This window comes from Streptococcus sp. 1032 (assembly GCF_013277015.1).
GTDB lineage: Bacteria > Bacillota > Bacilli > Lactobacillales > Streptococcaceae > Streptococcus.
This window is the reverse complement of the sequence record NZ_VMMD01000026.1, coordinates 123,617-149,000: the sequence shown is the minus strand read 5'-3', so window position 1 is coordinate 149,000 and position 25,384 is coordinate 123,617. Positions and strand designations below refer to the sequence as shown.

Below are 25,384 nucleotides of genomic sequence, written 5' to 3'. Positions count from 1 at the left end.
AGTATAAAATACAAGAAATACCTCGATTTTGAAGTCGAGGTATCTTTTTTACATTTGCACAATCTTGCGATAGCTTCTTGAAGTAATCATGAAAATCAACACATAGGCGATGAGGAAGATAGCGCAGATAGACAAGGTTACAGTCAACATCATAGTCGTATCTATTACACCAATCACTTTTAAAATCAGACTAAGCATATGGTAGGCAAAGGCTAGATGTAGGAAGGCAAAGAGCAAAGGAAGGAAGAAAACAGTTAAAACCTGTTTGTTGATGGTTTGCTTGATTTGCTTTTGATCTAAACCGACTTTCTGCAAGATAATAAAGCGTTCACGATCTTCATAACCTTCAGAAATTTGTTTGTAGTAGATGACCAGAACAGTTCCGACCATAAAGATAATGGATAGGAAAATACCGATAAAGAAGACACCACCAAAGAGGGCACTCATCTGAGCACTAGCATCTGATAAATTACTACCATAAACATAGCTACCTTCCGTGTTTAATTGAGCATTAAATTGATCGAGGTATTTATCATACTCGTCAGCGACCTTGAGTTGTTCTTCTTCGCTGGCATTTACATTCATGCCACCGTAAAACTGATTATATATAGCCGAATCTGGGAATTGATCCAAAAAGGCTTGTAAATCAGGTACAACAAGGTAATTGTAATCAGCAGTCAAAATATTAAACTGATTTGGAACATGGTTGACAATAAAATCTTTAGTAAATTCTTCTTTTACAGAAAATTGATGATCATTCAGAATTAGAGTTTTTTGTTCTTTAACTCCCTCGTTCTTTGCAAAGAGTCCGACCTCATTTCCTGATAGAGACAGTTTTTGACCAGTCATATTTTCATAATCTTTTTGATCAAATACCATGAAAACTGTTGTGGGTTGGACACGATTTTGTCCTTTTTCAAAAAGGGTTAACTTATTTCCTTCTTGGTTCACAACACCAAAGTAAGTGTAACGAAACACTTCTTTTTCTTTAATCTTATAACCTTTGTCACTTGCAAACTGGCTCAAGAGTTTGTCCAAATCTTCTTTTTCAACATTTTGTCCTGAAACCCCAAAATCATGAGGATTTAGAACTTTTTTAAAGGATTCTGCGGAATTGAAAATGCTTGTCGCTGCTGACATGGTTACCAAAACCATTGTTGACAAGATAGCGATAGTTGCTAGTCCAACTGCATTTTTCTTCATACGGAAAATCAAGTTGGAAACAGAGATAAGATTATTTGGTTGGTAATAGTATTTCTTATTTTTCTTTAAGATTTGAAGGAAAACGGTAATTCCTGCATTAAACAAGAGATAAGTACCAAAGATAACCAGCAAAACAGCTAGGAAGAAGGTTGTTAAGGCTGTAAGAGGATCTTTTACCGTAAGGGCAAGATAATAGCCAATCCCTAAACTAATGGAACCGAGAATCGTTTGGAGAGGAAGGAAACGACCTTTTTTCTCTCCGCTAGCTTTCTCACGAGAAAGCTGGAGGGCATTCATACGAGCAATTCGAAGGGCATTCAGGAACATGAGACCTAGGAAAATCAAACCAAAGACAACAAGTACTGTAATGACAACTTTCATCTGGAAGGTAGCGACCAGCTCAACCTTCAATTTCATCAGTTTGAGTAGGAAAGCAAAAATCAACTTGTCAAACAAGGCTCCAATACCGATACCTGCTCCAACAGTTAGAATCCCAAATACCACCAACTCCTTAAAGGTCATACTGATCAGATGACGTTTCTCCAATCCCAACATGCCATAAATTCCCAGTTCCTTGGAACGGTTTTTCATAACAAAACTATTGGCATAGAGGACGATAATGGCTGACGCAAGGGTGACGACAAACATACCAAATCCTAGAGTAGCCTGAATGGTTGTTCCTCCACGGATTTCCGCAATCTTAGGATTAAAGGTTAGAGAGTAAAAGAGATAGGTGACAGTGACTGCCAAGAGAACAGCCAGCGCAAAAGGATAGTAGAGTTTGCGGTTTTTAATCAAGTTCGATACCGCTAACTTATTGGTTAATCGAAACATACTAATTCACCTCGCTTGCCATGACAGTCAAGGTATCAGAGATTTCTTGGAACATCTGACGTTCTGTTTTCTCTCCGCGGTAGATTTGGTTGTAAAGAATGCCGTCTTTGATAAAGAGTACACGTTTAGCTCTGCTAGCTGCTGCTGTTGAGTGGGTTACCATGAGAATGGTTTGGCCGCGCACATTGATTTCATCAAAAACATCAAGTAAGGCTGCAGATGACTTGGAGTCAAGGGCTCCTGTTGGCTCATCCGCAAGGAGAATTTCAGGTTCTGTGATGATGGCACGTGCTACTGCTACACGCTGTTTTTGCCCACCTGAAATCTCGTAAGGGTACTTCTCTTGCAATTGGTTGATGCCTAGATTCTCAGCTGTCACCACCAATTTCTTCATCATCTCCGTAATAGGTCTTCTTGACAAGACAAGCGGAAGCAAGATATTGTCTTTAACAGACAGAGTATCTAGCAAGTTAAAGTCTTGGAAGACAAAGCCCAACTTTTCACGACGGAAGCTAGAAGCCTGTGAATTTTTAATGGTTGCTGTATCTGTTCCGTTCAGGTAAACTTGTCCACGACTTGGTTTGTCCAGCATAGCTAAGATATTGAGAAGAGTTGATTTACCAGAACCAGACTCACCCATAATGGCAACGTAGTCACCTTTCTCCACGGTAAAGTGAATATCCTTGAGGGCTTCTACTTGGTTGCCCTGAAAACGAGTTTTATAAATTTTTTGAACGTGTTTTACATCTAAAAGTGTCATGAGAATCTCCTTTCTTAATATCCCATCAAATGAAATGTTGCTTGCATCATAGCGCATCCCAGCTGAACACGCTCGATATCTTTGTGACTTGGTTTTCTTGTTTTCTTCTGTAAGATTTGTTTCATGATGTTACTCCTTTTTCTTTATGAGTCTAGTTTACATCAAAAAAAGACCGCTTGCCATAACCTAACCTTACAAAAGAGACTTTAATCTTACATTTTTGTAAGATTGGGGGAAATGTAAGCAAAATTACTTAGAAAATGATTTGATTTCCTATTTTTAAAATTGTAAAATATACGTGTGAAAAGGCTTACCTTGGAAAGGAGGAAGCGGGAACTAACATTTGAGTAAGCTTACCTAGATAACATACCATTAAATTGAACACTTTCAAATCGTACTATCTATAAGGAAAGAAGGTGCGCTTTAATGAAACATAAAAAAACATATACTCATCGGACTTCTCTATCTGCTCTCTCCATTCATCGGTCAGCTCTTAGTTGAAAAAACATACTTTATCGGTACAGAATTTACAGGAACTGCTTATGTTATTTGCTGGTTATCAGTTGTTATCAGCATCCATCATTTTGCAAAAAATGTATTGTCTCAGCATGAAAAATAGATTAGAAACATGAGTTCAAAAGAATGCTTTTAGTTTGTAGATGAAGCTGGAAAAATATTATTAAAAGTAAAAAAGCTTTAAATCAAGCAGTTTAGACTATTGATTTAAAGCTTTTTGCGTATTCCAAATCTTTTGTAAAACCTCACCGAAACCAGCCTTCATTATCGTCAATGGCTTGAGCTTCTTTGCGTTTACGTGGGCCTGTTCCGTACATTTCTGCTTCGATTTCTTCCTTGGTTGGCATGATAGAAGCTAGGATGATATAGATAATCACCCCAAGTCCAAAGTTTGCGACTGTAAAAATGGCAAACAGAAAACGTACAAGGGTAACATCAAAGTTCCACTTGTCTGACAGACCTGCTAAAACTCCTGAAATCATGCGATTTCGTCTCATTTTATAAAATTTACTGTTCATGATATTTCCTCTTTCTGCTAGGTTAGACATAGTATATCACGGGTAGGCTCGGCTTTCATCAGTCCTCAGGCTGATTTATTAGTAGCAATTTACCTCGACAAAGTCCACAGCGATAGCGTTTGGTATCAATCCTACGCTTGCGCAGATACCTTTGTTGGCAGGATTGACAACGATAAAGCTTGAGTGGTTTAGAGTGGCTATTTGTCAAGGAGGGCACAAAGCGTAATCCATCCACTGCTTTCAAAAGGTCCTTAAAATCCCGATCCTTGTGTTGATAGCCCTTCCCTTGAAAATAGAGATGATAATGACAGAGTTCATGTCGAACAATTTTCCTAAAAACATCCAGACCCAGTTCCTGATAAACCTTTGGGTTGAAATCCAAATGCCCATCTTTGGGGAAAAATCGCCCACCTGTCGAACGTAGACGAGAATTCCACTGGACATGATGGATAAAAGGTCTGCCGAAGTCTTCTAGTGAAACCTGCTTGACGTAATCAGTCAGTTTCATTTGGAGCGAGGAGCGACAGATTGACTTTTTCACGTTCAGTATCGATTTTCTTGACCCAAACGGTCACCAAATCACCAACGGATACCACTTGGCTAGGATGTTTGATAAATTTACGACTCATATGTGAAATATGAATCAGGCCGTCCTCATGAATCCCAATGTCAACGAAGGCACCAAAGTCAACGACGTTACGCACCACACCTTCCAGCTTCTGTCCGACCACTAAGTCTTTGATATCTAGGACATCTTGGCGAAGTACAGGTGCATCAAAGGAATCACGGAAATCTCGACCTGGTTTGAGAAGATCTGCAATGATATCTTTAAGGGTTTCTGGACCAAGGTCTAGCTCTACCGCCATATCTTTGACTGAAAGCGACTTGAGTTTGCTTTGGGCTTCCTCGTTTAGGTCTTTAATATCTAAACGTTTAAAGAGTTCCTTAACAGCAGAATAGTTTTCTGGGTGAACTCCTGTATTATCAAGGATATTGCTACTTTCAGGGATACGAAGGAAACCAGCTGCCTGTTCAAAAGCCTTGGCCCCCAGACGCGGAACTTTCTTGATTTGAGCGCGTGAAGTGATTTTTCCTTCTTCCTCACGGTATTTGACAATATTTTCAGAAATGGTTTTATTGAGTCCAGCTACGTGTGAAAGAAGAGCTGGACTGGCCGTATTGACATTGACACCGACTTGGTTTACCACTGTATCGACAACAAAGTCCAGACTCTCAGATAGTTTCTTCTGACTGACATCATGCTGGTATTGACCGACACCGATTGACTTAGGATCGATTTTGACCAATTCAGCAAGGGGGTCCTGCAAACGACGGGCGATAGAAATAGCAGAGCGTTTTTCAACGGTCAAGTCTGGGAACTCCTGACGAGCAAGTTCGCTGGCAGAGTAGACCGAAGCACCACTTTCGTTTACGATGACATAACTAACCTCAGGAAAATCTTTCAGAACTTCCGCCACAAAGGCTTCACTTTCACGACTGGCCGTCCCATTTCCTATGGCAATAATTTCTACACTGTATTGACCAATCAAATCTGCCAGATCTTTCTTGGCTTCTTCGATTTGACGAGCTGACGCTGGTTTGACAGGATAAATGACCTGAGTTGTCAGCATTTTCCCTGTTGCATCCACGACAGCTAGCTTGGCACCTGTACGAAAGGCAGGGTCAAATCCTAGAACCACGCGCCCTTTCAATGGAGCAACCAAGAGGAGATTGCGCAGGTTGTCAGAAAAGAGTTGGATAGCTCCTTCTTCTGCTTTCTCAGTTAATTCTGTCCGAATGCGTCGCTCAATAGCAGGTAAGACTTTTTTCTTAACTGACTGTTGAACAACTTCATCTATATAGGCATTTTTTACCTTGAAACGAGCAGCAAAGAAGGCAAGGATACGGTCCGTTGCATGTTCAAAACCGACCTTCAAGACACCTAGCTTCTCCCCACGATTGAGGGCTAAGGTACGATAACCCTGCATATTTCCAACTGTCTCAGAAAAATCATAATAAATCTGAAAAACCTGCTTTTCATCAAGACTTTCATCCTTGACTTGAGAAGTAAGTTTAGAGTGTCTCAATACCTCCTGATAAGTCATGGCGCGCAGTGTCACGTCTTCCGATAAGGCTTCGACTAAGATATCAACTGCACCAGCCAAGGCTTCCTTCCCTGTCGCAAATCCTTCACAGACAAACTTTTCAGCCTCTTTCTCTAAGTCAGCTACATTTTGCAAAATCAAGCGAGCAAGTGGGAAGAGTCCGGCTTCACGGGCAATAGTTGCCTTGGTCCGACGTTTTTCTTTAAAGGGTAGGTAAAGTTCTTCTACATCTGCTAATTTTTCGGCAGCTAAGATAGCTTCTTCCAATTCCTTGGTCAGCTTGCCTTTTTCTTGAATCTTAGCCAAGACAGCTTCCTTACGGTCGTTGAGGTTAGTCAGACTTTTATCTAGGTCAATAATAGCCTTAATCGCCACCTCATCCAGACTACCAGTCATATCCTTGCGATAACGCGCGATAAAGGGAATAGTCGCCCCTTCAGCTGTCAAACTTAGAACGGTATCGATTTGCTTTAACGTCACTCCCAAATCCTGGGAGATTTTTTCATATTTTTTATCCATGAATCTATTATACCACAAGCTAATATTATTCAAATTATCTCTTACAATTTTAAAACATAAGTTGGGAAATAAATTTACTTCATTTCAATATTCTATTCATTGAGAAGGTTGCAATTTAATTCTAATAGTTTACAAAAGGATTCGTGATTAATTTCACTGTTTTTATTTTTGACAATAATGCGCCACTATTCTCCCTCTCTATTCTTCAAGAAAACGCTTTTTTGAACAATAGGATTGTAATTTCTGTTTCTAATCGTTTAAAATGCGTGTTTTTGAGAAATAAAAAAATCGCAAGCCTGAGCCTGCGGTGAGTGTAATCTATTTTGAATTTTTTAAACAAAAAAGGAGCATTTAAGCTCCTCCTTTGATATAACGGACACTTGGCTGGTCGGTGTACCCAGCATCTCAGATACCTTTTTCAAGGTGCGGCAGGAACCTTTCTGCCCTCAAATGTCTTTCGTTAATGTTATTCTAGCACTATCTACTTTTTTTGTCAAGCTTTCTCAATCTACCAGACTTAATACGAGTTTGTAACTTGAAATCTTGTAAGCGATACATGGTCGGAACATAAAAGAAATCACCACTTTTATGTAACTTAATCGCAACAAGAACATTATCATCAAATCTTTTTACATATTCAAAACTAGCATCTTTCTCTCGTGGATTGACCCCAACGAAATCTGGATTACTTAGTATCAGTTCCAGATCTTCGATATGACGAATCACATCATTGTGATGACGTTTCAACATATGGCTTCTTAAACCTTCTTTGTTAACCTTGATATCACTGGCTTCAAGAACAATATTAAAAATTTCTTTTACTTCGTCAGTAACCTGACCGATCTTTTCATGTTCCATCATTTCCTCCGTTATTCCACAACTATTATATCACAATCATAGTGTATATCAGGATATATCAAGCTCTATTATTCGTTAGATACTCAATTTTAACTTTTCCCTTTTCCTCAAAATAATAGTATAATAGAGGTAGAATTTAGAATCGAGGTACACCTATGGCTGTAAAATTTACAAAACGAGACGACTTGGACAAGATGTTTGAAGAGTTTGCTAAACTCCCAGATTTGAAACAAGTCACTTTCCCTGATGACAAAGAGAAAAAAGCCAAAGCAGAAAAGAAAAACTAGATGACTGCTTTCCAACAACTCCCATCTAGTGTGCTTCAGACTGGGGCTATTTTTCTCTCTATAATCATTGAAGCCCTACCCTTCGTTCTGATAGGAAGTATTGTCTCAGGGCTGATTGAGGTCTATATCACACCTGACAAGGTTTATCATTTTCTCCCTCGAAATCGTTGGGGGAGAATCTTTTTTGGGACCTTCGTTGGGATACTTTTCCCTTCTTGTGAATGTGGAATCGTCCCCATTATCAATCGTTTTCTGGAAAAAAAGGTTCCCAGTTACACGGTCGTTCCCTTTCTTGTGACAGCACCTGTCATCAATCCTATTGTTCTCTTTGCGACCTATTCTGCCTTTGGGAACTCCTTCCATGTCGCTCTGTTACGAGCTCTAGGTTCCATTGTAGTGGCTGTGATACTTGGGATTTTTCTAGGATTCTTCTGGCAAGAACCGATTCAGAAAGAAAATCGTTTGGCCTGTCATGAGCACGATTTTTCTCATTTGAGTCCTGCAAAAAAAGTTTTTCAGGTTTTTGTGCAAGCAATTGATGAATTTTTTGATACGGGACGTTATTTGGTATTCGGCTGTCTCTTTGCTTCTGTGACACAGGTCTACGTTCCGACTCGAATTCTGACCTCTATCAGTGCGACTCCTCTTTTTGCCATCCTGCTCTTGATGCTTTTGGCCTTTCTTCTTTCGCTCTGTAGTGAGGCGGATGCCTTTATCGGGACTTCTCTTCTCTCGAGTTTCGGATTGGCACCGGTTCTAGCCTTTCTCGTTATTGGCCCAATGCTGGATATTAAAAATATTCTCATGATGAAAAATTACTTGAAAGCACGATTTATCAGTCACTTCATTATGATTGTGACTCTTGTCGTCTTAGTGTATTCTCTCTTGATTGGAGTCATCCTATGATTCGATTTTTAGTTTTAGCTGGCTATTTTGAACTGACTATTTATCTCCATCTGTCGGGCAAATTAAACCAGTACATCAACATGCACTATTCCTATCTTGCCTATATTTCCATGGTCCTTTCCTTTATCTTGGCTATTGTTCAATTGTATATCTGGATGAAGCAAGTCAAAACCCACAGTCATCTGAATAGCCGATTAGCCAAGATGACGAGTATTTCTCTTCTGGCTATTCCACTTGTCATCGGCTTAACTTTTCCAACTGTTAGCTTGGATTCTCAGACCGTTTCAGCAAAAGGCTATCATTTCCCCCTATCGGAAGGAACGGATCTGGCCATTCAGACAAGCGAAGGGACGACAAGTCAATATTTGAAACCAGATACCAGTTCTTATTTTTCAAAATCAGCCTATGAAAAGGAAATGCGAACGGCGGCGGATAAATACTTGTCCCAAGATAGCATTAACATTACTAACGAAAACTATATGGAAGTCATGGAAGCTATCTACGACTATCCAGATGAGTTTGAGGGCAAGACAATCCAGTTTACAGGCTTTGTCTATAACGACCCCAGTCATGCCAATAGCCAATTTCTGTTCCGCTTCGGCATTATCCACTGTATCGCGGATTCAGGTGTCTATGGCTTACTGACCAAGGGAAATACCCGTCAATATGAAAATAATACTTGGATAACAGCCAAGGGAAAACTGGTCAATCACTACCATAAAGAACTCAAACAAAACCTTCCAACCTTGGAAATCGAAAGCTTTACCAAAGTCGATAAACCAGAAAACCCCTATGTGTATCGAGCTTTTTAAGGAAAATAAGATAAAAACGAACAAGTTCTCTTCTGAATAACAGAAAAGAGCCTGTTCGTTTTTGTTGAGTATTGTATAGTAGAATATAAATTGCGATTTTTAAAATGATATATAACTAGTTAACAATTCACAAATCAAATACATTTTCATTCTCTACTTAATACTATGCTTATTCATCTTTTGTTCAAAGATCGTCGTGATAATCTGACGTAGTTCTTCTCGTTCTTTTTCTGGGATTTCACCACTTGTTTGAGCTGTAGCGTAAAGCTCAGGGTGTTCGATTGAAATGCGTTTAATAGTACGTGTCGTCGCATGTTTTCTGACGAAAAACGGGATTCGCTTAATCAAGTCTTGTGGGACAAGCGCAAGAATCTTCTCAGCAGTTTCCTTGTCACTAATCTTAGACGTCGTCAGCCCATTCTTTATCATTTCCTGTTCTTTTTCTGTAAAATCTTTTAATTCCATCTGATTAGTCCTCCTATTTTCTCTAAGTTAAATTATATACCAATCTGGATAAAACTACAAATGGACTGTTTGGAAATAGGTGAAATACTGTAAAGAAGATTCTGTTCTTTAATTATAAATCTTCCTCCTCAGTCACTTCCCATACTTCTGATTGATAGCCATTCCCATCAATATCGTATCTTTGGATATAACCAATAAATGTTTCATTTTTTCGTGGTTTCTGGCTATTAACGATTGAAATAACCCACCAACTCATCAAAAATAGAAATAAAAGTTCTAGGATTACTGTCATATCATACCACCATTAAAGTTTAACCCACTTATCATTATCCATGATAAAAGGCTTAGCCAGTCCCTCGCCTGTATAGTCCGCATACTTGGTGCCTAAATACTTGTAACAATCTTCCTTGCTGGCAAATTTAATCGCTTGGTAGGGCTCTTCGAAAGTCAATTTCTCTACAAATAAGAAACCGTCATCAGCAGGTACTAAGACGCCAACGTGTCCAATAAACAGATACTCGCCATCCAGATTATCGTGCAAAACTACAGACAGCATTCGAGCTTTGTCGTTGAATTGAAATTGGGAGAAGAATGTTTCCATCTTTTCAGCGTGAACCTTGACATCTGTAGTTGCCTCAGTTGGAACTCTCGAAAATAGAATATCAAACTCTTCCTTATCTTGTGAATCAAAGACCTTTCCCTTATCAATCGCATCATTATCTAGGGAAAGCAATTGGTCATTCTTTTCAAGCTTTGGAATGGTGACTGAATTTTTCAAAAGACAATAACTATTGATACGGCAGTTGGTCCCAACGAAATCGCCCTTCTTTTGATTCCAAAGATGGCTAATTTTCTCAAGATCGTATTCGGTGTGAGTAAAGGAAGTGAAATCTCCTGATAAACCAGTTGAGCCAACAATGGTATTATAATCATTTACAAGATTAAAAAAGGCATCAACACTATTTGGATCCAAGTGAGCTGATAAGACAGATTTGACCTCTTCTGTACTTACCTGGGTGTTTAGGTTGGTGTATGAAGCTTTCCATGGCACTTTCGTTGAACTACTTTGCCTTTGACTCGTCCCATTCGAAATTGTAGCATCTTGTTGACAAGCTGCCAAGCCTAAAAACAAGGCTGAACAGAGTCCTAATGTGGCTAATTTTCTTGATTTCTTCATCTTTTCTCCTAAATGTCTTGGATTAAAGTTTCTTTAACTACTGCTTTACAAATATTGATTACTTTCTCATTTAGTGTGTTCATCGTCTTTCCCTCTGATTTGTTTTTTTGTTATTTCCTTAAGCTTGATTTAATTATAGTAGGCGTTTCGTGCTCTGTCAACAAATTTTTTACGAAAACACAACAAAGTTTTCATTTTCGTGGATTTCGTGTTATGCTTTACTTATAAAAATAGAAAGCGATTTCATTTGTGGATAAAGAAGAGATTGCGATTGTTACAGTCTAAAAATAAAACAATATAGACTAGTAAATGGTTGGACTCAATAAAAATTGGGTACTAAGATAGGTATAAGTAAAAACACCATTGGAAATTATGAAAAAAGGGTTAGGACTACTAAGAAAAATACTATATTTGACTTAGCTAAAGTATTCAGTAGCTTGATTGATGCCTCTTTCCTCCAGTTCAAAAGGATTCTCCTAGCGATATCCAATCTATCTACGACCAACGGACACCATCCAGACAAGGTAAAATCCTGACCTATGCCGAGAGGCAACTGTATGAGCAGAAAAACGAAGATAAACGAAGTATCGTAAAAATCATCAGACTGGACGACTACAGACAGACTACTTACTCTCGTTTTAGGTAGTTTATCTCTGCAGGTAGCCGCTTGATGCAGGACGACGATTTAGATATGGAATTCCCATTCTATGAGGATGAAATCCCAGACGACTAAGACGCAATCGCTTATGTCGTCAGCAGGGCCATGGAGCCAAAGATAAGAAACGGCGACTACCTATTTATCAAGAATCCCCCACAGATTGACTATAATACCATCGGCATCTTCCAAGTAGACGGCGCTAACTATGTCAAGAAACTCCGCCAAGGCTACCTCAAAAAAACTCAATCCCGACATCCACCTAAACGAAAGCAACCATATTCGTACCATCGGAAAAATTGCCAGGCTGTATAGGGAGAATTAAAAAAGGGGGAGAATGGCGATATAAAACAAACAGATTTTAAAGGATTCGAAAAACTTTGAAAAAGTTCATTCTACATTTCAAAAAAAGAATAAGTGACCTAAAGCAGATTAGATTTTGTTAAACACTAGTGATATGTCAATTTAGAGAAAGGGATTTAAGATCACTTTGCAAAAGGCAAATACTAAACTAGCGAAACCGATAAATCAGCCCCTTAGTTCCCATATTTTCAGGCACACACTCCTTAGTACACTAGCTGAGAAGAATGCTATAATGGTTAGAGTGGAACACAAAGACGCTAAAACAATAAATAACATCTACACTCACGTAAGTAAAAGAATGGAGCAAGCTGCTTTGGAGGTTTTAAATACCATATCATTAAATCGAAAATATATCAGATCGAATCTAGACAAGTAGATTCCGATTGCTAAAATATTTGTAGAAATTCATTTGAATTTCCTAAGCACTTTGTGCATATCTTATTTCATACTCAATGAAAATCAAAGAGCAAACTAGGAAGCTAGCCGCAGGTTGCTCAAAGCACTGCTTTGAGGTTGCAGATAGAACTGACGAAGTCAGCTCAAAACACTGCTTTGAGGTTGCAGATAAAACTGACGAAGTCAGTAACCATATATACGGTAAGGCGACGCTGACGTGGTTTGAAGAGATTTTCGAAGAGTATCAATCCATTATGAAAGTTTTGCCTCTTTCTTACCCTCTATACAAAAAAAGCCTATCACACAAGCTCTAAAGCTGGATATGATAGGTTTTTATATTTTTCTTAACGTACTGTGCGGATACGCATTGTGTTTGTGCGAACAGCTTCTCCTACTGGTACACCAGCAACGATAACGATATCATCGCCTGACTCAACGAGACCTGCTTCTACCGCTTTACGTTCAGCGATTTCGAACATATCGTCAGTTGATGATGGAGCATCTGTCAACATTGGGATAACACCCCAGTTCAACATCAAGCCACGTTCTGTCAATTCATCAAATGTCAATGCCAAGATGTCAGCATTTGGACGGTATTTAGAGATCAAACGTGCAGTGTGACCTGTCTTAGTAAGAGTTACAACCAATTTAATGTCCATTGAGTTAGTCGCATCTTTAACAGCAGAAGCCATTACTTCTGTCTTAGAGTTACGCTCAAATGAATCTGAATCCAAACGTCCGTATTCATTAAGAAGAGTTTGAGCGTTCTTGTCGATTGTAGCCATTGTAGTTACTGACTCGAGTGGGTATTTACCGTTTGCAGACTCACCTGATAGCATTGTAGCGTCAGTTCCGTCGATAACAGCGTTGAATACGTCTGATACTTCTGAACGAGTTGCACGTGGTTTTTCAGTCATTGTTTCAAGCATGTTTGTTGCAGTGATAACAACTTTACCTGCAGCATTGACTTTCTTGATAATCATTTTTTGGTAAACTGGAACCATTTCGAACGGTACTTCGATACCCATATCACCACGAGCAATCATGATACCATCAGCTGCTTCGATGATTTCATCCAAGTTATCGATACCTTGTTGGTTTTCGATTTTAGCGAACAATTGAACATGTCCGTTTCCAGTTTCTTCACAGATTGCACGAACTTCGTTCACGTCTTTTGCAGTACGTACGAATGAAATCGCGATGAAGTTGATACCTTGTTCAAGACCGAAACGGATATCGTCGTTATCGCGTTCAGCAAGAGCTGGGAAAGGAATTTTAGTGTTAGGGATGTTCACACCTTTTTGTTTAGCAATTACGCCATCATTTTCAACTTCAACTTCAAACTCACGAGTTGCGTCATCTTTAGCAACCACACGAAGACCAAGTTTACCATCGTCAACCAACACTTGACGACCAACTTCAACATCATCATAGATATCAAGAGCACCAGCAACGTTTAATGCAATCACTTCACGAGTTGATTTGATTCCTTGTTTAGTTGCAACACGGATTTTCTCACCAGTTTTGTATGAATACTCTTTAGCTTCACCTTCGAACAATTCTGTACGGATTTCAGGTCCTTTTGTATCAAGAAGGAAACCAACTTTTTTACCTGCAAGTTTTTCAGCAAGTTTAACAGTTGCCATACGCTCACCTTGTTCTTGGTGGTCACCGTGTGAGAAGTTGAAACGGAATGTGTTAGCACCAGCTTCAATCAATTTAGCAATGTTTTTAGCTGAAGCTTCAACATCAAGTTTTTCACCCCAGTATCCGTCATCACCGAATTTTTTACCACCACGGATTTCTACCGCAGGACCCAAAGTTGCAACGATTTTTACACGTTTGTTCATGATTTTTTGTGACTCCTTTATATATATGACCTTTTGGTCTTATTAACTAAATTATGAATTATGACAAGCAATTGTTCAATTGTGACAGGTCAAGATCAGCTTTGTGTGGATTATTTACAATAATCTTACCGTCTGCTGCCAAACTAAATAATGCTCCTTCTTCTGCAGTACCAAGAATTGGGTTTTCAACCATTTTTTCGTTACGAATACCTACCGCAACACCACCGATACCCTTTTTAAGAAGTTTAACGGCATGGGCACCCATACGTGACGCCAATACACGGTCACGCGCAGTTGGAGAACCACCACGTTGAATATGTCCAAGTTCTGTCACACGAAGATCGGTCGTATCTCCAGCTTCTTTTAGTTTTTGAGCAAATTCATCTGCTGACATCACACCCTCTGCCAAAACAATGATATTGTGTCTTTTACCACATTCATAGCCCGCTTTGATGCTTGCTACGATATCTTCAATCTTAAAGTCTTCTTCAGGGATGATGATTTCATCAGCACCAGTTGCGATACCCGCCCAAAGAGCGATATCACCAGCGTTACGCCCCATAACTTCGATGACAAAAGTACGACGGTGACTTAATGATGTATCACGAATCTTATCGATAGCGTCCATAGCAGTAGTAACCGCTGTGTCAAAACCGATTGTGAAGTCAGTACCAACGATATCGTTATCAATTGTACCTGGAAGACCGATAGCTGGGAAACCATGCTCAGTCAAACGCATAGCACCGTGGTAAGATCCGTCACCACCGATAACAACTACACCTTCAATGCCGTGTTTTTTCAATTGCTCAATCCCTTTAAGTTGCCCTTCAAGTTGAGCGAACTCTGGGTAACGAGCTGAGTGAAGGAAAGTACCACCACGAGAAATGATGTTTCCTACTGAAGCCGCATTTAAGGGATGAATTTCACCGGCAACCATACCAGCATATCCGTCATAGATACCAAACACTTCCATTCCTTCTGAAATTGCTTGACGAACAACTGCACGGATAGCAGCGTTCATACCAGGGGCGTCTCCACCACTAGTCAAAACAGCAATACGTTTCATATTGGTTTATGCTCCTTTTTCTTTTAACATTCTTCTTGATTATACCACATTTGATTTTAAAATTCTTCTATTTTCCGTATTTTTAGCGATAAATCGTTTTCATAACGATTTCATTCAATTTCGCTTCTAATTCATTGGATTTAGCTACAAAATGATGAGGGGAAACGATTGTTTTCTGTTCTTCTTCATACCTGATAATGACTGGGATTGGGCCCTTATACTGGTCTAAAATACGTGAAATTTCTTGATCCGAATCATGATTCTTCACCTGTATCCAAAAGCGTTCAGCAACTGCTTCTCTTATTTCTTGTGCAATCATTTGCAGACGGCCATCACGTGACTGGATTTTTCCTTTTATATAGTAGAAGGCTCCCTCTTTTATTTCCTGCCCAATCTGACGATATAAGTCTGAAAAGAGAGTAACATCCAATTTTTTTTTACTATCATCTACCTGTAAGAAAGCCATGTTTTCGCCCTTTTTGGTACGAATTACTTTTATTTTCTGAACTTCAACCAAAATAATAGCGTAGCTATTTTCTGACAAATTCCCAATTGGAGTAATCGGGTAAATAGCCTTATTTGCAATAGCTTGTAGGGGATGTTTGCTGACACCTATCCCTAAAAGCTCTTGTTCCATATAGAATTTTTCTTGTTCCGTCCAATCTTCCGATTCCTGCCAACTATAAATAGTATCTCCAAACAAACTTCCTAACTCTTTTACAAATTCAAATAGATTAACTAAATTATTGAATACTTTTTGACGATTTTTTTCAAATAAATCGAAAAGACCAACTTTTACCAAAGGTTCTAGCAGAGGAAGTTTCAGATAATTTTCAGGTAATTTAGCTATAAAATCTTCAATGTTAGAATAGGGTCTGTTTTCAAGAATCCATAGAGCCAGATCATTGCTGACTCCCTTAATCGATTTCAATCCTAGATAGATAGCCTTGTTGTCAATTTTATCGTGATAGGGAATGGTGTTGATGGACAGAGGCACCACTTCAAAGCCTGCTTCAAGTGCATCTATTAAGTAATCACTGTTGGCAGAATTCAACATGACCTGATAAAAAATGGCTGGGTAATGCGTTTTGAAATAAGCCAACTGGAAGGCCAAGGCTGAGTAGGCATAGGCATGTGACCTGTTAAAACCATAACCTGCAAACTTCTCCATGACATCAAAGACCTGCTCTGCCTTTTCCACAGTATGACCAGCATCTAATGAACCTTGAATAAAGGAAGCTCTCATCTCATGCATGGCAGAAGCATCCTTTTTCCCCATAGCTCGACGCAAAATATCGGCCTTCCCAAGACTAAATCCAGCAAATCGCTGGGCAACCTGCATAACCTGCTCCTGATAGAGCATAATGCCATAAGTTGGAGCCAAAATATCCTCCAGAGCTGGATCTAGAACAGTCACTTCTTCCTGCCCATGCTTTCTTGCCACAAAATTATTGATATAGTCACTAGCACCCGGTCGATTTAGAGAAGTAGTCGCGACGACATCTTCAAAACAGACAGGCTGAACACGTTTTAGCAGGCGAATAGCACCAGGTTGCTCAAATTGAAAAATACCTTTTGTATTGCCAGAAGCAAAAAGAGCTAACGTTTCTTTGTCTTCCAAATCAATTTCTTCTATTTTTAGATGAATACCTTCTGTTTCAGCAAGCAACTCTTGCATCTTCTGGACAAAGGTCAAATTTCGTAATCCCAGAAAGTCCATTTTCAAAAGTCCGCTAGCCTCAACTCCATGAGCATCATACTGAGTCAGTGGAATTTCATCACCGTGCTTTAGGGGGATGTAGTTGGTCAAATCTTGGTCACTAATTACAACACCAGCCGCATGGACAGAGGTTTGTCTTGGATAACCCTCTATCTTGCAAGCAATCTCAAAGGCTTTTTGGTATTCTAACTTACTATTAATTTGCTGACGAAACTGGAGGTTACCCTCATAAGCCGACTTGAGATTGTCACGAAAACTGATTTTCTTGGTAATTGCAGATAATTCATACTCTGGCACACCAAAACGTTTCAAGACATCTCGAAGAGCTTGCTTGGCCCCAAAGGTTGAAAAAGTAACGATTTGAGCCGCATGTTTACTACCATATTTATTGCCAACATACCTGATAAAATCTGGACGATAAATATCTGGGATATCAATATCAATATCAGGCATGGTATAGCGTTCACGATTAAGAAAGCGTTCAAAAATCAGATTTTTCTCTACTGGGTCAATCCCTGTGATGTCTAAGGCATAGGAAACCAAGCTACCTACTGCAGAACCCCGTCCCATTCCCATATAATAGCCATTCGAACGTCCAAAACGCAACAAATCCCAGACAACCAAGAAATAATCATCAAAGCCCATATCATGAATAACAGCCAATTCTTGGTTTAGACGTTCTTGATATTCTTTACTAGTCAACCCCTTCTGAACAAGCCCCAGTTCAGCACGCTCTCTCAACTCCTCTACTGCTGGTCTAGCTGGGTTAAAACGAGGCAGTTTCAGACTCGTATCCAAGTCGTAAGAAATGCCTGAAATCAGCTTTTCTAAATTGTCCAAGGCTTGCGGAAAACGTTCTAGGAATAATTTCTCTAAAGAACTTGCTGATATAAAGACATCTTGTCGTGAACGCAAGGGAACTTCTCTAAGTGGTAGATTTTCTTTAATCGCTGTTAAGACTTGCAAAACTTCTCTATCCCTACTTTCAAAAGCGTTGACCCGATAAAGGGGCAAAATAGGATGATGAAATTCGCTTGTCAGTGTTTCTGGATAAACTCCAATATAGTAATCACAGCCTAGTTCTAACGACTCCAGTCCATCAAAATAAGGCATAATGACCGCAATATCCTCCAGATACTGGGACAGGACTGACCAACTTTTCTCACCCTGCATCTTTGCTGTTGAAAGCTTCATCAACTGCTGATAGCCCACACTAGATAGAGCTAAAAAGCGCAAATTCACTTCCTGAGCATCCACAAATACAGTCATTTCAAGCCCTAGTAAAGGATGAATACCGTATTTTTTTGTAATCTCTAGAAAGTCGAAAGCACCGTAAAGATTATCAATATCCATCATGGCCAGATGAGTGTAGCCGTATTCTTTAGCTGCTCTCACATACTTGTCAATTGAAATGACGCTCTCCATAAAACTATAGACTGTTTTTGTATCTAGTTGTGCGATCAATTTACAATTCTCCTCTATCCTTCTCACTATATTATACCATTTTCAAAAAGAGAAAGAAAAGAACCTGAGATATGAAATCTCAAGTTCTTTGACTATTTGAATGAAAAACTGTATCTAAAGAGATTCGAAATTATTTTTCATCTTCTTTTTTCTTACGAGCTACCAATCCAAATCCACCCAAGGCTCCTAGAAGTCCAAATGTTGCTAAATCAGCATGATTTTTTGTACCAGTATTTGGAAGTTCATTTTGACCATTCATATACTGTGGTGTAGCAGGCTCTGCTGGTTGTTCTGGTGTCACTAGAGCTACTGGTTGTTCAGGAGTCTCAGGTGACACTGGAACAGGATTTGGTGCAGGATTAGGCTCTGGCTGAGGTGCTGGAGCTGGTTGTGGAATCGGAGTTGGAGTTGGACCTGGGTAAGGTCTTGGTTCCGGTTGTGATGCTGGTTTTGGTTTTGGCTCCGGTTTTGGTTCTGGCTTGAGTTTTGTATATTCCACAATCACTGTCACATCTTTTGTTGTTGGTGTAATTTGTACCGCATCCACTTTTGCTTTATTTGGAGCATTATAGTTTTTAACACTTGGAGATTCTACTGCATCCCAGCTTACTTCACTCCATTTTCCTTCAGTTATTGCTCCTGTAACTTTGTTTCTCACATTTGTTCGTGTGATGGTTGCTGTTTGTTTAACAGTTCTTGCAACTTCTTTTGTCTTATCCGCTGCATCTACATACTTGATAGTACGTGTAACTGTGTTACTTTCAACTATATTTTCTGTTCCTTGCGTATACTCAATTACTTCTGTCACATTTTCTGTTGTTGGTGTAATCTCTACTGCTTCCACTTTTGCTTTATTTGGTGCGTTATAGTTCTCAATTAATGGTGATTTCACCTCTATCCACGTTTGTTCTTTAACTACCCAAGCCTGATTTTCATCAGTCGTATCTACTATACCATCATTATTTGTATCATAACCTAGTATACTATTTGTAAGTGGATCCAATAACTTAGTTCTAGTTACAATTGCTTCTTGTGTAACAGCAGGCGCTTCTTGAATCAACTGTTGTGTATCTTGATCTTTATACTGAATTTTACGAATTACTTTCCTGTCTTCTGTCTTAGCTATATTTTCTAATACTTGTACAGTACGGACTATTGGAACTGCATATGCTCCTTGATTCGTAGTTATTTCAGTTGGTAACTTTCCATCAATTCCTTTAGTATCTAAAGCAGCATACGTATAAAAAATCTTCAATTCTTTATTTAAGTACTCTGGCTTGTTTAATGAAGCTTTTAAATCATCTAAACTTAAATTACGTTCTTTTATCACACCATTTTCAGTAATCATGGCACGAACATGTGTCTTATCCACACCAATTTTATCACCAGAACTTGTCATTCCTTTATCTTCTAATTCAAACGAATTACTTCCTAATTTATTAACAAATTCTGTATCTAGTATTGTCTTTCTAAGTTTAACAGCTGTTGATAAATCTCCAAAGCTCTTAAAGTAAGGACGAGTAGTTTCAATTTGGAATACTGATTTAGCTGGAGAAAATAATTGTTCTTTATTTGCACTATTATACATATAGTATTCAACATTCGTTACATGTGAAGATTCATCTAAACGTGTTTTCTCATCAGATAAATAATTATTATAATTAGAAATATTATTAGTAGTAATTGTCGCTGGATCTAAGTCTGACATACGATAAAGTCCTGTCAACTGAATTTGACCACCTACTCCTAAATTAATTCCAGTTGCTTGTTTTTCATAATTCTCAAGATTAGAATTAATATCATTCATAAAATGTGTAATCAAACGATTTCTCAAATCTTGGAAAGTATAACTACTCCAAAAAGATTTTACCGTTCCACCATTATTGACTTTTTCAAATATTTTTTGACTACCAACAACAGACTTTCCTCCTAAAAATCCCTCTCCAAGATTATCGAATCCAGCCTCTGTAATCCCTAATTTTGTAGTAGTATTAATATAAAATTCATCCGAACTTGTTTTTTCTATATTAGATTTTTCATTCATTTGTTTCCCAGAAGCAGATGTTGCCGTGAGATGAGCACGAGCTCCAGTTAAATAAGATCCATACCGATCTGGACTTCCACCTCTCATTGTTAACCATACATCATTTCTTTCTGTATTATAACGTGTTGGTATTACAAAATTATTTTTATTAGCAGGATCTAAAATATACTGGTCAACTGTACTATCTTCCCCATAACCTAAAAGATTATTCATCACTTCTAAGTCAGATACTGAACCTCTTGTCCAACCACTTCCCCAGTTTTTATCAACTTTTTTCCAAATATTTGGTTGTTCCCCAACTGCTAATCTTGAAAAAAGATTTGGAACTTTTACAGCATGTTTTTGTCCATTTTTTTGATAATAAATAATCTCATAAGGTAGTTCAAAGGTTGTCTGTTGTCCAGTTTTCTCAGTTGCATTTGCAGCATTCCCTCTTTTATCGGTTACTTTATGATGATAGGAATAACGATCTTCAGGAGAATACCCAAATTTCTTCCAAAATTCTAATACCGTAGTATCCTCTGAAAGATCATCTCCATAAGTATTCTTTAATCGTGTAAATTGATTGGCATTAACAATGTCTTTAACTTTTTTAGTTAAAGTTTCTCCCAAATTTATAGATGGATCGTTATAATAGTTTTTACCCGTTACTAAATAATGAGGAGTCGATTGAGTAACCGGTAATTCTTCACTAGCAATACTTGTTGGAGTTTCCTCGTCAGTTACAGAACGTTTTTTTCTTACTAGTTGCTTATTATCTTCTTCCAATTTATTTTTTGGTAATTGTGTTCCTTCTTCTCGAACTTCTTGTGTAGAGGATTCTCCTATATTTTTATGACTATTCTCTTGTAACTTTAACTCTTTATGATTTTGTTGTTCCAAAGCTGTTGATAAGTTATTTTCTTCTTTTACATTAGAATTTTCATTTGAAATCTTGCTTGCACTCTCAGAAGTAGAATTTTCTGCACTAGTTGTTATTTTAACTTCATCCGCTACTACAGGTGTTTCTATTCTACCAATACAGAACTGCCCTATCACAACAGAAACAATTCCTACACTCAACTTACGAATTGAATGCCTTTTCATTTTTTCTAACCTCATATTATCTCCTCCAATTCAGTACTTAGTAAAACATTAAATCAAAAGATTATCTGTTCACGTGTCTTTTTGCTTTATACATAGTTATCGCTTTCTATTTTTATTTTTGTAATCAATTGCATACAATTATACAGTATATATTATACTCCTCTCCTCCCTTAAAAGTCAATGAAATCAGCTTCTATTACTCATTTTTTTAAGCTTACGTAACTTCTCAAACATCTCACACTTAATTCCACCATAAAAATCCGTTTTAGACTAATTTCCACTTTGGTCAGGCAAGTGGAAGTTACTTTGAGAAGTTACCAGAAAAATTTCATCAGCGTACTAATTTACTTTTTATTCATTTGTGTTTTTGTCATTATTTTTTATATTTATACTATATTATATATAAAATAGAAAACATACAATATAAATCTCCTAGAATTTTTATATTATACCTATTATATCTATTGTTACACTGTTCTCTATGTTGAATTTAGTACTTTATTCATTTTTATTGGATTATTTCCTTTTGCAGTTAACAATTCCCTTTCTGCTTTTTTTTTGATATAATAACCTTAACTATCATTCTATATGGAGGTTCTATGCGTTTTAATCAATATAGTTATATCACTTTTCCAAAAGAAAATATCTTATCTGAACTAAAAAAATATGGCTTTGATTTACAAAACACAGCCAATCCCAAGGAATTACTGGAAACTTTTTTACGTCGCTTATTTTTCACTTATGAGAACACCGACTATCCACTCTCCTGCTTAGCTATAGATAAAGAAACTAACATATTAACTTTTTTCAAATCTGACAAAGACTTGACAGCAGATATTTTTTATACTGTCGCCTTTCAACTTTTAGGCTTTTCTTATTTGGTTGACTTCGAAGATAGTGAAGCGTTTCGTAAGGAGACTGGATTTCCTATTGTATACGGTGACATGATTGAAAATCTCTATCAGTTACTCAATACTCGCACCAAAAAGGGGAATACCCTGATTGATCAGCTGGTAAGCGACGGTCTTATCCCTGAGGATAATGGCTATCACTACTTTAACGGCAAGAGTTTGGCTACTTTTTCTAGCCATGATGTCATTCGTGAAGTCGTTTACGTTGAGTCTCGTGTCGATACTGACCAAAAAGGCTTACCAGATCTAGTCAAGGTCAGCATTATTCGTCCTCGTTATGATGGACAAATCCCTGCTATCATGACAGCCAGCCCTTATCATCAGGGAACAAATGACAAGGCAAGCGATAAGGCTCTCTACAAGATGGAGGCCGAGCTTGAGGTTAAACCTGCTCATAAGATTGAACTAGAGGAACCTCAACTCAATCTCGTCCAACCTCAAGGCCAAGCTGAGCTTGTGTCAGAAGCTGAGGAAAAGCTAAGTCACATCAACTCTAGCTATACACTCAACGACTACTTCCTTCCACGAGGTTTTGCCAATCTCTATGTGTCAGGTGTTGGTACCAAAGACTCTACTGGTTTCATGACTAATGGCGACTACCAACAAATTGAGGCTTATAAAAATGTCATCGACTGGCTTAATGGTCGTTGTCGTGCCTTCACTGACCATACACGTCAGCGTCAAGTCAAAGCTAACTGGTCAAATGGAAAAGTTGCCACAACTGGACTTTCCTATCTTGGAACCATGTCCAATGGGCTTGCGACTACAGGTGTCGATGGTTTAGAGGTTATCATTGCTGAGGCTGGCATTTCTTCATGGTACAACTACTACCGTGAAAACGGTCTGGTGACTAGCCCAGGTGGTTATCCAGGTGAGGACTTTGACTCCCTTGCTGAACTAACCTACTCTCGTAATCTCTTGGCTGGCGACTATATCCGTGGCAATGAAGCTCACCAAGCTGACTTAGAAAAAGTAAAAGAGCAACTGGATCGCAAGACCGGCGACTATAACCAGTTTTGGCATGATCGCAACTACCTGCTCAATGCCCATAAGGTAAAATCAGAGGTTGTCTTTACCCACGGTTCACAGGATTGGAATGTCAAACCACTTCATGTTTACCAGATGTTCCATGCCCTTCCTGCTCACATAAACAAGCATCTCTTTTTCCACAATGGCGCCCATGTGTACATGAACAACTGGCAGTCCATTGACTTCCGTGAATCCATGAATGCCTTATTAACCAAGAAATTATTGGGACAAGATACAGATTTTCAACTTCCGACCGTTATCTGGCAGGACAATACTGCTCCTCAGACTTGGTTATCTCTTGATAACTTTGGTGAGCAAGAAAACTTTGAAACCTTCTCACTCGGTCAAGAAGAACAGGTCATTCAAAACCAGTACTCAGATAAGGATTTTGAACGTTATGGTAAGACCTACCAGACCTTCAATACGGAACTCTATCAAGGGAAAACAAATCAAATTACTATTGACCTTCCTGTGACTAAGGATCTTCACTTGAACGGTCGTGCCCAACTTAATCTTCGTATCAAATCCAGTACAAATAAGGGGCTCTTATCTGCCCAACTGCTAGAATTTGGACAGAAGAAATACCTACAACCTTATCCAGCTATTATCAGTGCTAAAACCATTGATAATGGACGCTACCACATGTTGGAAAATCTCTGTGAATTACCATTTAGACCAAATGCACAACGAGTCATGACAAAAGGTTACCTTAATTTACAAAATAGAAATGATTTACTGTTAGTAGAGGATGTTACTGCAGATGAATGGATGGATGTGCAATTTGAACTGCAACCTACTATTTATAAGCTAAAAGAAGGAGATACTCTTCGTTTAGTCCTCTATACGACTGACTTTGAAATCACCATCCGTGACAATACCGACTACCACCTGACTGTCGACCTCTCTCAGTCCACGCTTACCATACCTTGCTAAAAGGAGTTACATTATTATGAATAAATCAGAACACCGCCACCAACTCATACGCGCTCTTGTCGCAAAAAACAAGATTCATACACAGGCTGAATTGCAGTCCCTTCTTGCTGAGAACGACATTCAAGTGACCCAGGCAACCCTCTCACGCGACATCAAAAATATGAACCTATCAAAAGTCCGCGAAGAAGATAACGCTTATCATGTTCTTAATAATGGTTCCATCTCAAAATGGGAAAAACGTTTGGAAAACTATATGGAAGATGCCCTCATCATGTTGCGACCTATTCAGCACCAAGTCCTACTCAAAACTCTTCCTGGTCTAGCACAATCGTTCGCTACAATTATTGATGCTCTTGATTTCCAATATATTATCGCAACCCTTTGTGGCGATGATGTCTGTCTCATCATCTGCGAAGATGCAGAAGCTGCTCAAAAGTGCTTTGAAGAACTGAAAAAATTCGCCCCACCATTTTTCTTTGAAGAATAATAAATGACTACAACTAACAATTATGCTTTAAAAAAAACTGGTAGAAAGTCTTTAACATCAGAAAACGCATAGTATCAAGTGTTGAAAACCCTTGATACTATGCGTTTTGCTTTATCCTAGGAAGATTTATACTCTTCGAAAATCTCTTCAATCTCCGTCAACATCGCCTTGCCGTGGGTATGGTTACTGACTTCGTCAGTTTCATCTACAACCTCAAAACAGTGTTTTGAGCAGCCTGCAGCTAGTTTCCTAGTTTGATCTTTGATTTTCATTGAGTATTAATAGACTTGTTTGGTATTTTGAAAACTATATCGTATAGGTGTCGTCATGGATCCTTTTAGCTGATTTAAGGATACGAAAGCACAATACTATGACTCAATTGAAATGTTAAAATTCAATTTCTGACCACCTAATCCTGCT

At 38.5% G+C, this 25,384-nt stretch carries 22 protein-coding genes; 8 read left to right on the top strand and 14 right to left on the bottom strand.

The genetic code is table 11. The annotated features are described in order from the left end of the window. Positions 1 to 48 precede the first annotated feature (48 nt). Positions 49 to 2,037 (bottom strand): ABC transporter permease, encoded by a 1,989-nt coding sequence (locus HT711_RS09605; RefSeq protein WP_173250084.1) that lies wholly within the window; start codon positions 2,035 to 2,037, stop codon positions 49 to 51. 1 nt (position 2,038) lies between these two features. Continuing rightward, entirely contained in the window at positions 2,039 to 2,797 is a 759-nt protein-coding gene (locus HT711_RS09600) for an ABC transporter ATP-binding protein (protein WP_173250082.1), read from the bottom strand. 433 nt (positions 2,798 to 3,230) lie between these two features. On the opposite strand from HT711_RS09600, the gene HT711_RS11490 reads away from it, so the two are divergent. Continuing rightward, complete coding sequence (locus HT711_RS11490) at positions 3,231 to 3,416, top strand: hypothetical protein (RefSeq protein ID WP_262080031.1); 186 nt, start codon at positions 3,231 to 3,233, stop codon at positions 3,414 to 3,416. A gap of 142 nt (positions 3,417 to 3,558) precedes the next feature. Here HT711_RS11490 and HT711_RS09595 read toward each other — a convergent pair whose 3' ends face one another. The 4 genes from HT711_RS09595 to HT711_RS09580 form a co-directional block, all read right to left on the bottom strand. Then, complete coding sequence (locus HT711_RS09595) at positions 3,559 to 3,831, bottom strand: PspC domain-containing protein (protein ID WP_173250080.1); 273 nt, start codon at positions 3,829 to 3,831, stop codon at positions 3,559 to 3,561. Between the two features lie 58 nt (positions 3,832 to 3,889). After that, positions 3,890 to 4,339: a SprT family protein gene (locus tag HT711_RS09590; RefSeq protein WP_173234123.1), complete on the bottom strand. Its 450-nt coding sequence runs from the start codon at positions 4,337 to 4,339 to the stop codon at positions 3,890 to 3,892. Next, positions 4,326 to 6,455: a Tex family protein gene (locus HT711_RS09585; protein WP_173233874.1), complete on the bottom strand. Its 2,130-nt coding sequence runs from the start codon at positions 6,453 to 6,455 to the stop codon at positions 4,326 to 4,328. Before HT711_RS09585 ends, HT711_RS09590 begins: the two co-directional genes overlap by 14 nt. A 477-nt stretch (positions 6,456 to 6,932) precedes the next feature. Then, complete coding sequence (locus HT711_RS09580) at positions 6,933 to 7,313, bottom strand: PBECR2 nuclease fold domain-containing protein (protein ID WP_164225984.1); 381 nt, start codon at positions 7,311 to 7,313, stop codon at positions 6,933 to 6,935. A 155-nt stretch (positions 7,314 to 7,468) separates the two neighbouring features. On the opposite strand from HT711_RS09580, the gene HT711_RS11450 reads away from it, so the two are divergent. Genes HT711_RS11450 through HT711_RS09570 form a run of 3 tightly spaced genes read left to right on the top strand, consistent with a single transcriptional unit; the run spans position 7,469 to position 9,318 of the window. Then, positions 7,469 to 7,600: an SPJ_0845 family protein gene (locus HT711_RS11450; RefSeq protein ID WP_000268685.1), complete on the top strand. Its 132-nt coding sequence runs from the start codon at positions 7,469 to 7,471 to the stop codon at positions 7,598 to 7,600. Next, positions 7,601 to 8,506, top strand: coding sequence for a permease (locus tag HT711_RS09575; protein ID WP_173233872.1), 906 nt, complete (start codon positions 7,601 to 7,603; stop codon positions 8,504 to 8,506). It abuts the gene before it with no gap. Continuing rightward, the gene (locus tag HT711_RS09570) at positions 8,503 to 9,318 is read left to right on the top strand and encodes a TIGR03943 family protein (protein ID WP_112443571.1); all 816 of its coding nucleotides are present in this window, start codon (positions 8,503 to 8,505) and stop codon (positions 9,316 to 9,318) included. The genes HT711_RS09575 and HT711_RS09570 overlap by 4 nt, the downstream gene beginning before the upstream one ends. 153 nt (positions 9,319 to 9,471) lie before the next feature. Here the strand turns inward: HT711_RS09570 and HT711_RS09565 are convergent, their stop codons facing one another. The 3 genes from HT711_RS09565 to HT711_RS09555 form a co-directional block, all read right to left on the bottom strand. Continuing rightward, a complete protein-coding gene (locus HT711_RS09565) occupies positions 9,472 to 9,783 on the bottom strand; it encodes a hypothetical protein (RefSeq protein WP_112443570.1) in 312 nt (103 codons plus the stop codon). Positions 9,784 to 9,895: 112 nt separating this feature from the next. After that, the gene (locus HT711_RS09560) at positions 9,896 to 10,075 is read right to left on the bottom strand and encodes a hypothetical protein (protein ID WP_112443569.1); all 180 of its coding nucleotides are present in this window, start codon (positions 10,073 to 10,075) and stop codon (positions 9,896 to 9,898) included. A gap of 12 nt (positions 10,076 to 10,087) precedes the next feature. Beyond that, complete coding sequence (locus HT711_RS09555; RefSeq protein ID WP_112443568.1) at positions 10,088 to 10,960, bottom strand: DUF4300 family protein; 873 nt, start codon at positions 10,958 to 10,960, stop codon at positions 10,088 to 10,090. A 763-nt stretch (positions 10,961 to 11,723) separates the two neighbouring features. Here HT711_RS09555 and HT711_RS09550 point away from each other — a divergent pair. Both HT711_RS09550 and HT711_RS11355 read left to right on the top strand, forming a co-directional pair. Continuing rightward, positions 11,724 to 11,930: a S24 family peptidase gene (locus HT711_RS09550; RefSeq protein WP_173212270.1), complete on the top strand. Its 207-nt coding sequence runs from the start codon at positions 11,724 to 11,726 to the stop codon at positions 11,928 to 11,930. 500 nt (positions 11,931 to 12,430) lie between these two features. Then, positions 12,431 to 12,688, top strand: a complete 258-nt coding sequence (locus tag HT711_RS11355; RefSeq protein ID WP_240149002.1) for a hypothetical protein — start codon at positions 12,431 to 12,433, stop codon at positions 12,686 to 12,688. Positions 12,689 to 12,718: 30 nt separating this feature from the next. Here the strand turns inward: HT711_RS11355 and pyk are convergent, their stop codons facing one another. The 4 genes from pyk to HT711_RS09530 all read right to left on the bottom strand — a co-directional run bounded on the left by pyk (position 12,719) and on the right by HT711_RS09530 (position 21,619). Further along, complete coding sequence (pyk, locus tag HT711_RS09545) at positions 12,719 to 14,224, bottom strand: pyruvate kinase (RefSeq protein WP_050224194.1); 1,506 nt, start codon at positions 14,222 to 14,224, stop codon at positions 12,719 to 12,721. Between the two features lie 58 nt (positions 14,225 to 14,282). Next, on the bottom strand, positions 14,283 to 15,290 hold the full coding sequence (gene pfkA, locus HT711_RS09540) for a 6-phosphofructokinase (protein WP_000820871.1): 1,008 nt from the start codon (positions 15,288 to 15,290) through the stop codon (positions 14,283 to 14,285). Between the two features lie 82 nt (positions 15,291 to 15,372). Further along, a complete protein-coding gene (locus HT711_RS09535; protein WP_173233869.1) occupies positions 15,373 to 18,474 on the bottom strand; it encodes a DNA polymerase III subunit alpha in 3,102 nt (1,033 codons plus the stop codon). Positions 18,475 to 18,604: 130 nt separating this feature from the next. After that, positions 18,605 to 21,619 (bottom strand): LPXTG cell wall anchor domain-containing protein, encoded by a 3,015-nt coding sequence (locus HT711_RS09530; protein WP_173233867.1) that lies wholly within the window; start codon positions 21,617 to 21,619, stop codon positions 18,605 to 18,607. Between the two features lie 584 nt (positions 21,620 to 22,203). Here HT711_RS09530 and HT711_RS09525 point away from each other — a divergent pair. Continuing rightward, positions 22,204 to 24,477 (top strand): Xaa-Pro dipeptidyl-peptidase, encoded by a 2,274-nt coding sequence (locus HT711_RS09525; RefSeq protein ID WP_173250078.1) that lies wholly within the window; start codon positions 22,204 to 22,206, stop codon positions 24,475 to 24,477. Between the two features lie 16 nt (positions 24,478 to 24,493). Further along, positions 24,494 to 24,964 carry an arginine repressor gene (locus tag HT711_RS09520; RefSeq protein ID WP_173250076.1) on the top strand — a complete coding sequence of 157 codons (471 nt, stop codon included), beginning with the start codon at positions 24,494 to 24,496 and terminating at the stop codon, positions 24,962 to 24,964. Between the two features lie 116 nt (positions 24,965 to 25,080). Here the strand turns inward: HT711_RS09520 and HT711_RS11345 are convergent, their stop codons facing one another. After that, entirely contained in the window at positions 25,081 to 25,236 is a 156-nt protein-coding gene (locus HT711_RS11345) for a hypothetical protein (protein WP_240149001.1), read from the bottom strand. Positions 25,237 to 25,384: the final 148 nt, after the last annotated feature.

Bases quoted from the DNA above. Each gene is read 5' to 3' on its own strand.
- HT711_RS11355 (WP_240149002.1), top strand. From the start codon at position 12,431: ATGAAAATCAAAGAGCAAACTAGGAAGCTAGCCGCAGGTTGCTCAAAG.
- HT711_RS09555 (WP_112443568.1), bottom strand. From the start codon at position 10,960: ATGAAGAAATCAAGAAAATTAGCCACATTAGGACTCTGTTCAGCCTTG.
- HT711_RS11450 (WP_000268685.1), top strand. From the start codon at position 7,469: ATGGCTGTAAAATTTACAAAACGAGACGACTTGGACAAGATGTTTGAA.
- HT711_RS09575 (WP_173233872.1), top strand. From the start codon at position 7,601: ATGACTGCTTTCCAACAACTCCCATCTAGTGTGCTTCAGACTGGGGCT.
- HT711_RS09525 (WP_173250078.1), top strand. From the start codon at position 22,204: ATGCGTTTTAATCAATATAGTTATATCACTTTTCCAAAAGAAAATATC.
- HT711_RS09565 (WP_112443570.1), bottom strand. From the start codon at position 9,783: ATGGAATTAAAAGATTTTACAGAAAAAGAACAGGAAATGATAAAGAAT.
- HT711_RS09550 (WP_173212270.1), top strand. From the start codon at position 11,724: ATGGAGCCAAAGATAAGAAACGGCGACTACCTATTTATCAAGAATCCC.
- HT711_RS09590 (WP_173234123.1), bottom strand. From the start codon at position 4,339: ATGAAACTGACTGATTACGTCAAGCAGGTTTCACTAGAAGACTTCGGC.
- HT711_RS09585 (WP_173233874.1), bottom strand. From the start codon at position 6,455: ATGGATAAAAAATATGAAAAAATCTCCCAGGATTTGGGAGTGACGTTA.
- HT711_RS11345 (WP_240149001.1), bottom strand. From the start codon at position 25,236: ATGAAAATCAAAGATCAAACTAGGAAACTAGCTGCAGGCTGCTCAAAA.
- HT711_RS09600 (WP_173250082.1), bottom strand. From the start codon at position 2,797: ATGACACTTTTAGATGTAAAACACGTTCAAAAAATTTATAAAACTCGT.
- HT711_RS09520 (WP_173250076.1), top strand. From the start codon at position 24,494: ATGAATAAATCAGAACACCGCCACCAACTCATACGCGCTCTTGTCGCA.
- HT711_RS09560 (WP_112443569.1), bottom strand. From the start codon at position 10,075: ATGACAGTAATCCTAGAACTTTTATTTCTATTTTTGATGAGTTGGTGG.
- pfkA (WP_000820871.1), bottom strand. From the start codon at position 15,290: ATGAAACGTATTGCTGTTTTGACTAGTGGTGGAGACGCCCCTGGTATG.
- HT711_RS09595 (WP_173250080.1), bottom strand. From the start codon at position 3,831: ATGAACAGTAAATTTTATAAAATGAGACGAAATCGCATGATTTCAGGA.
- HT711_RS09580 (WP_164225984.1), bottom strand. From the start codon at position 7,313: ATGGAACATGAAAAGATCGGTCAGGTTACTGACGAAGTAAAAGAAATT.
- HT711_RS09570 (WP_112443571.1), top strand. From the start codon at position 8,503: ATGATTCGATTTTTAGTTTTAGCTGGCTATTTTGAACTGACTATTTAT.
- HT711_RS09530 (WP_173233867.1), bottom strand. From the start codon at position 21,619: ATGAGGTTAGAAAAAATGAAAAGGCATTCAATTCGTAAGTTGAGTGTA.
- HT711_RS09605 (WP_173250084.1), bottom strand. From the start codon at position 2,037: ATGTTTCGATTAACCAATAAGTTAGCGGTATCGAACTTGATTAAAAAC.
- pyk (WP_050224194.1), bottom strand. From the start codon at position 14,224: ATGAACAAACGTGTAAAAATCGTTGCAACTTTGGGTCCTGCGGTAGAA.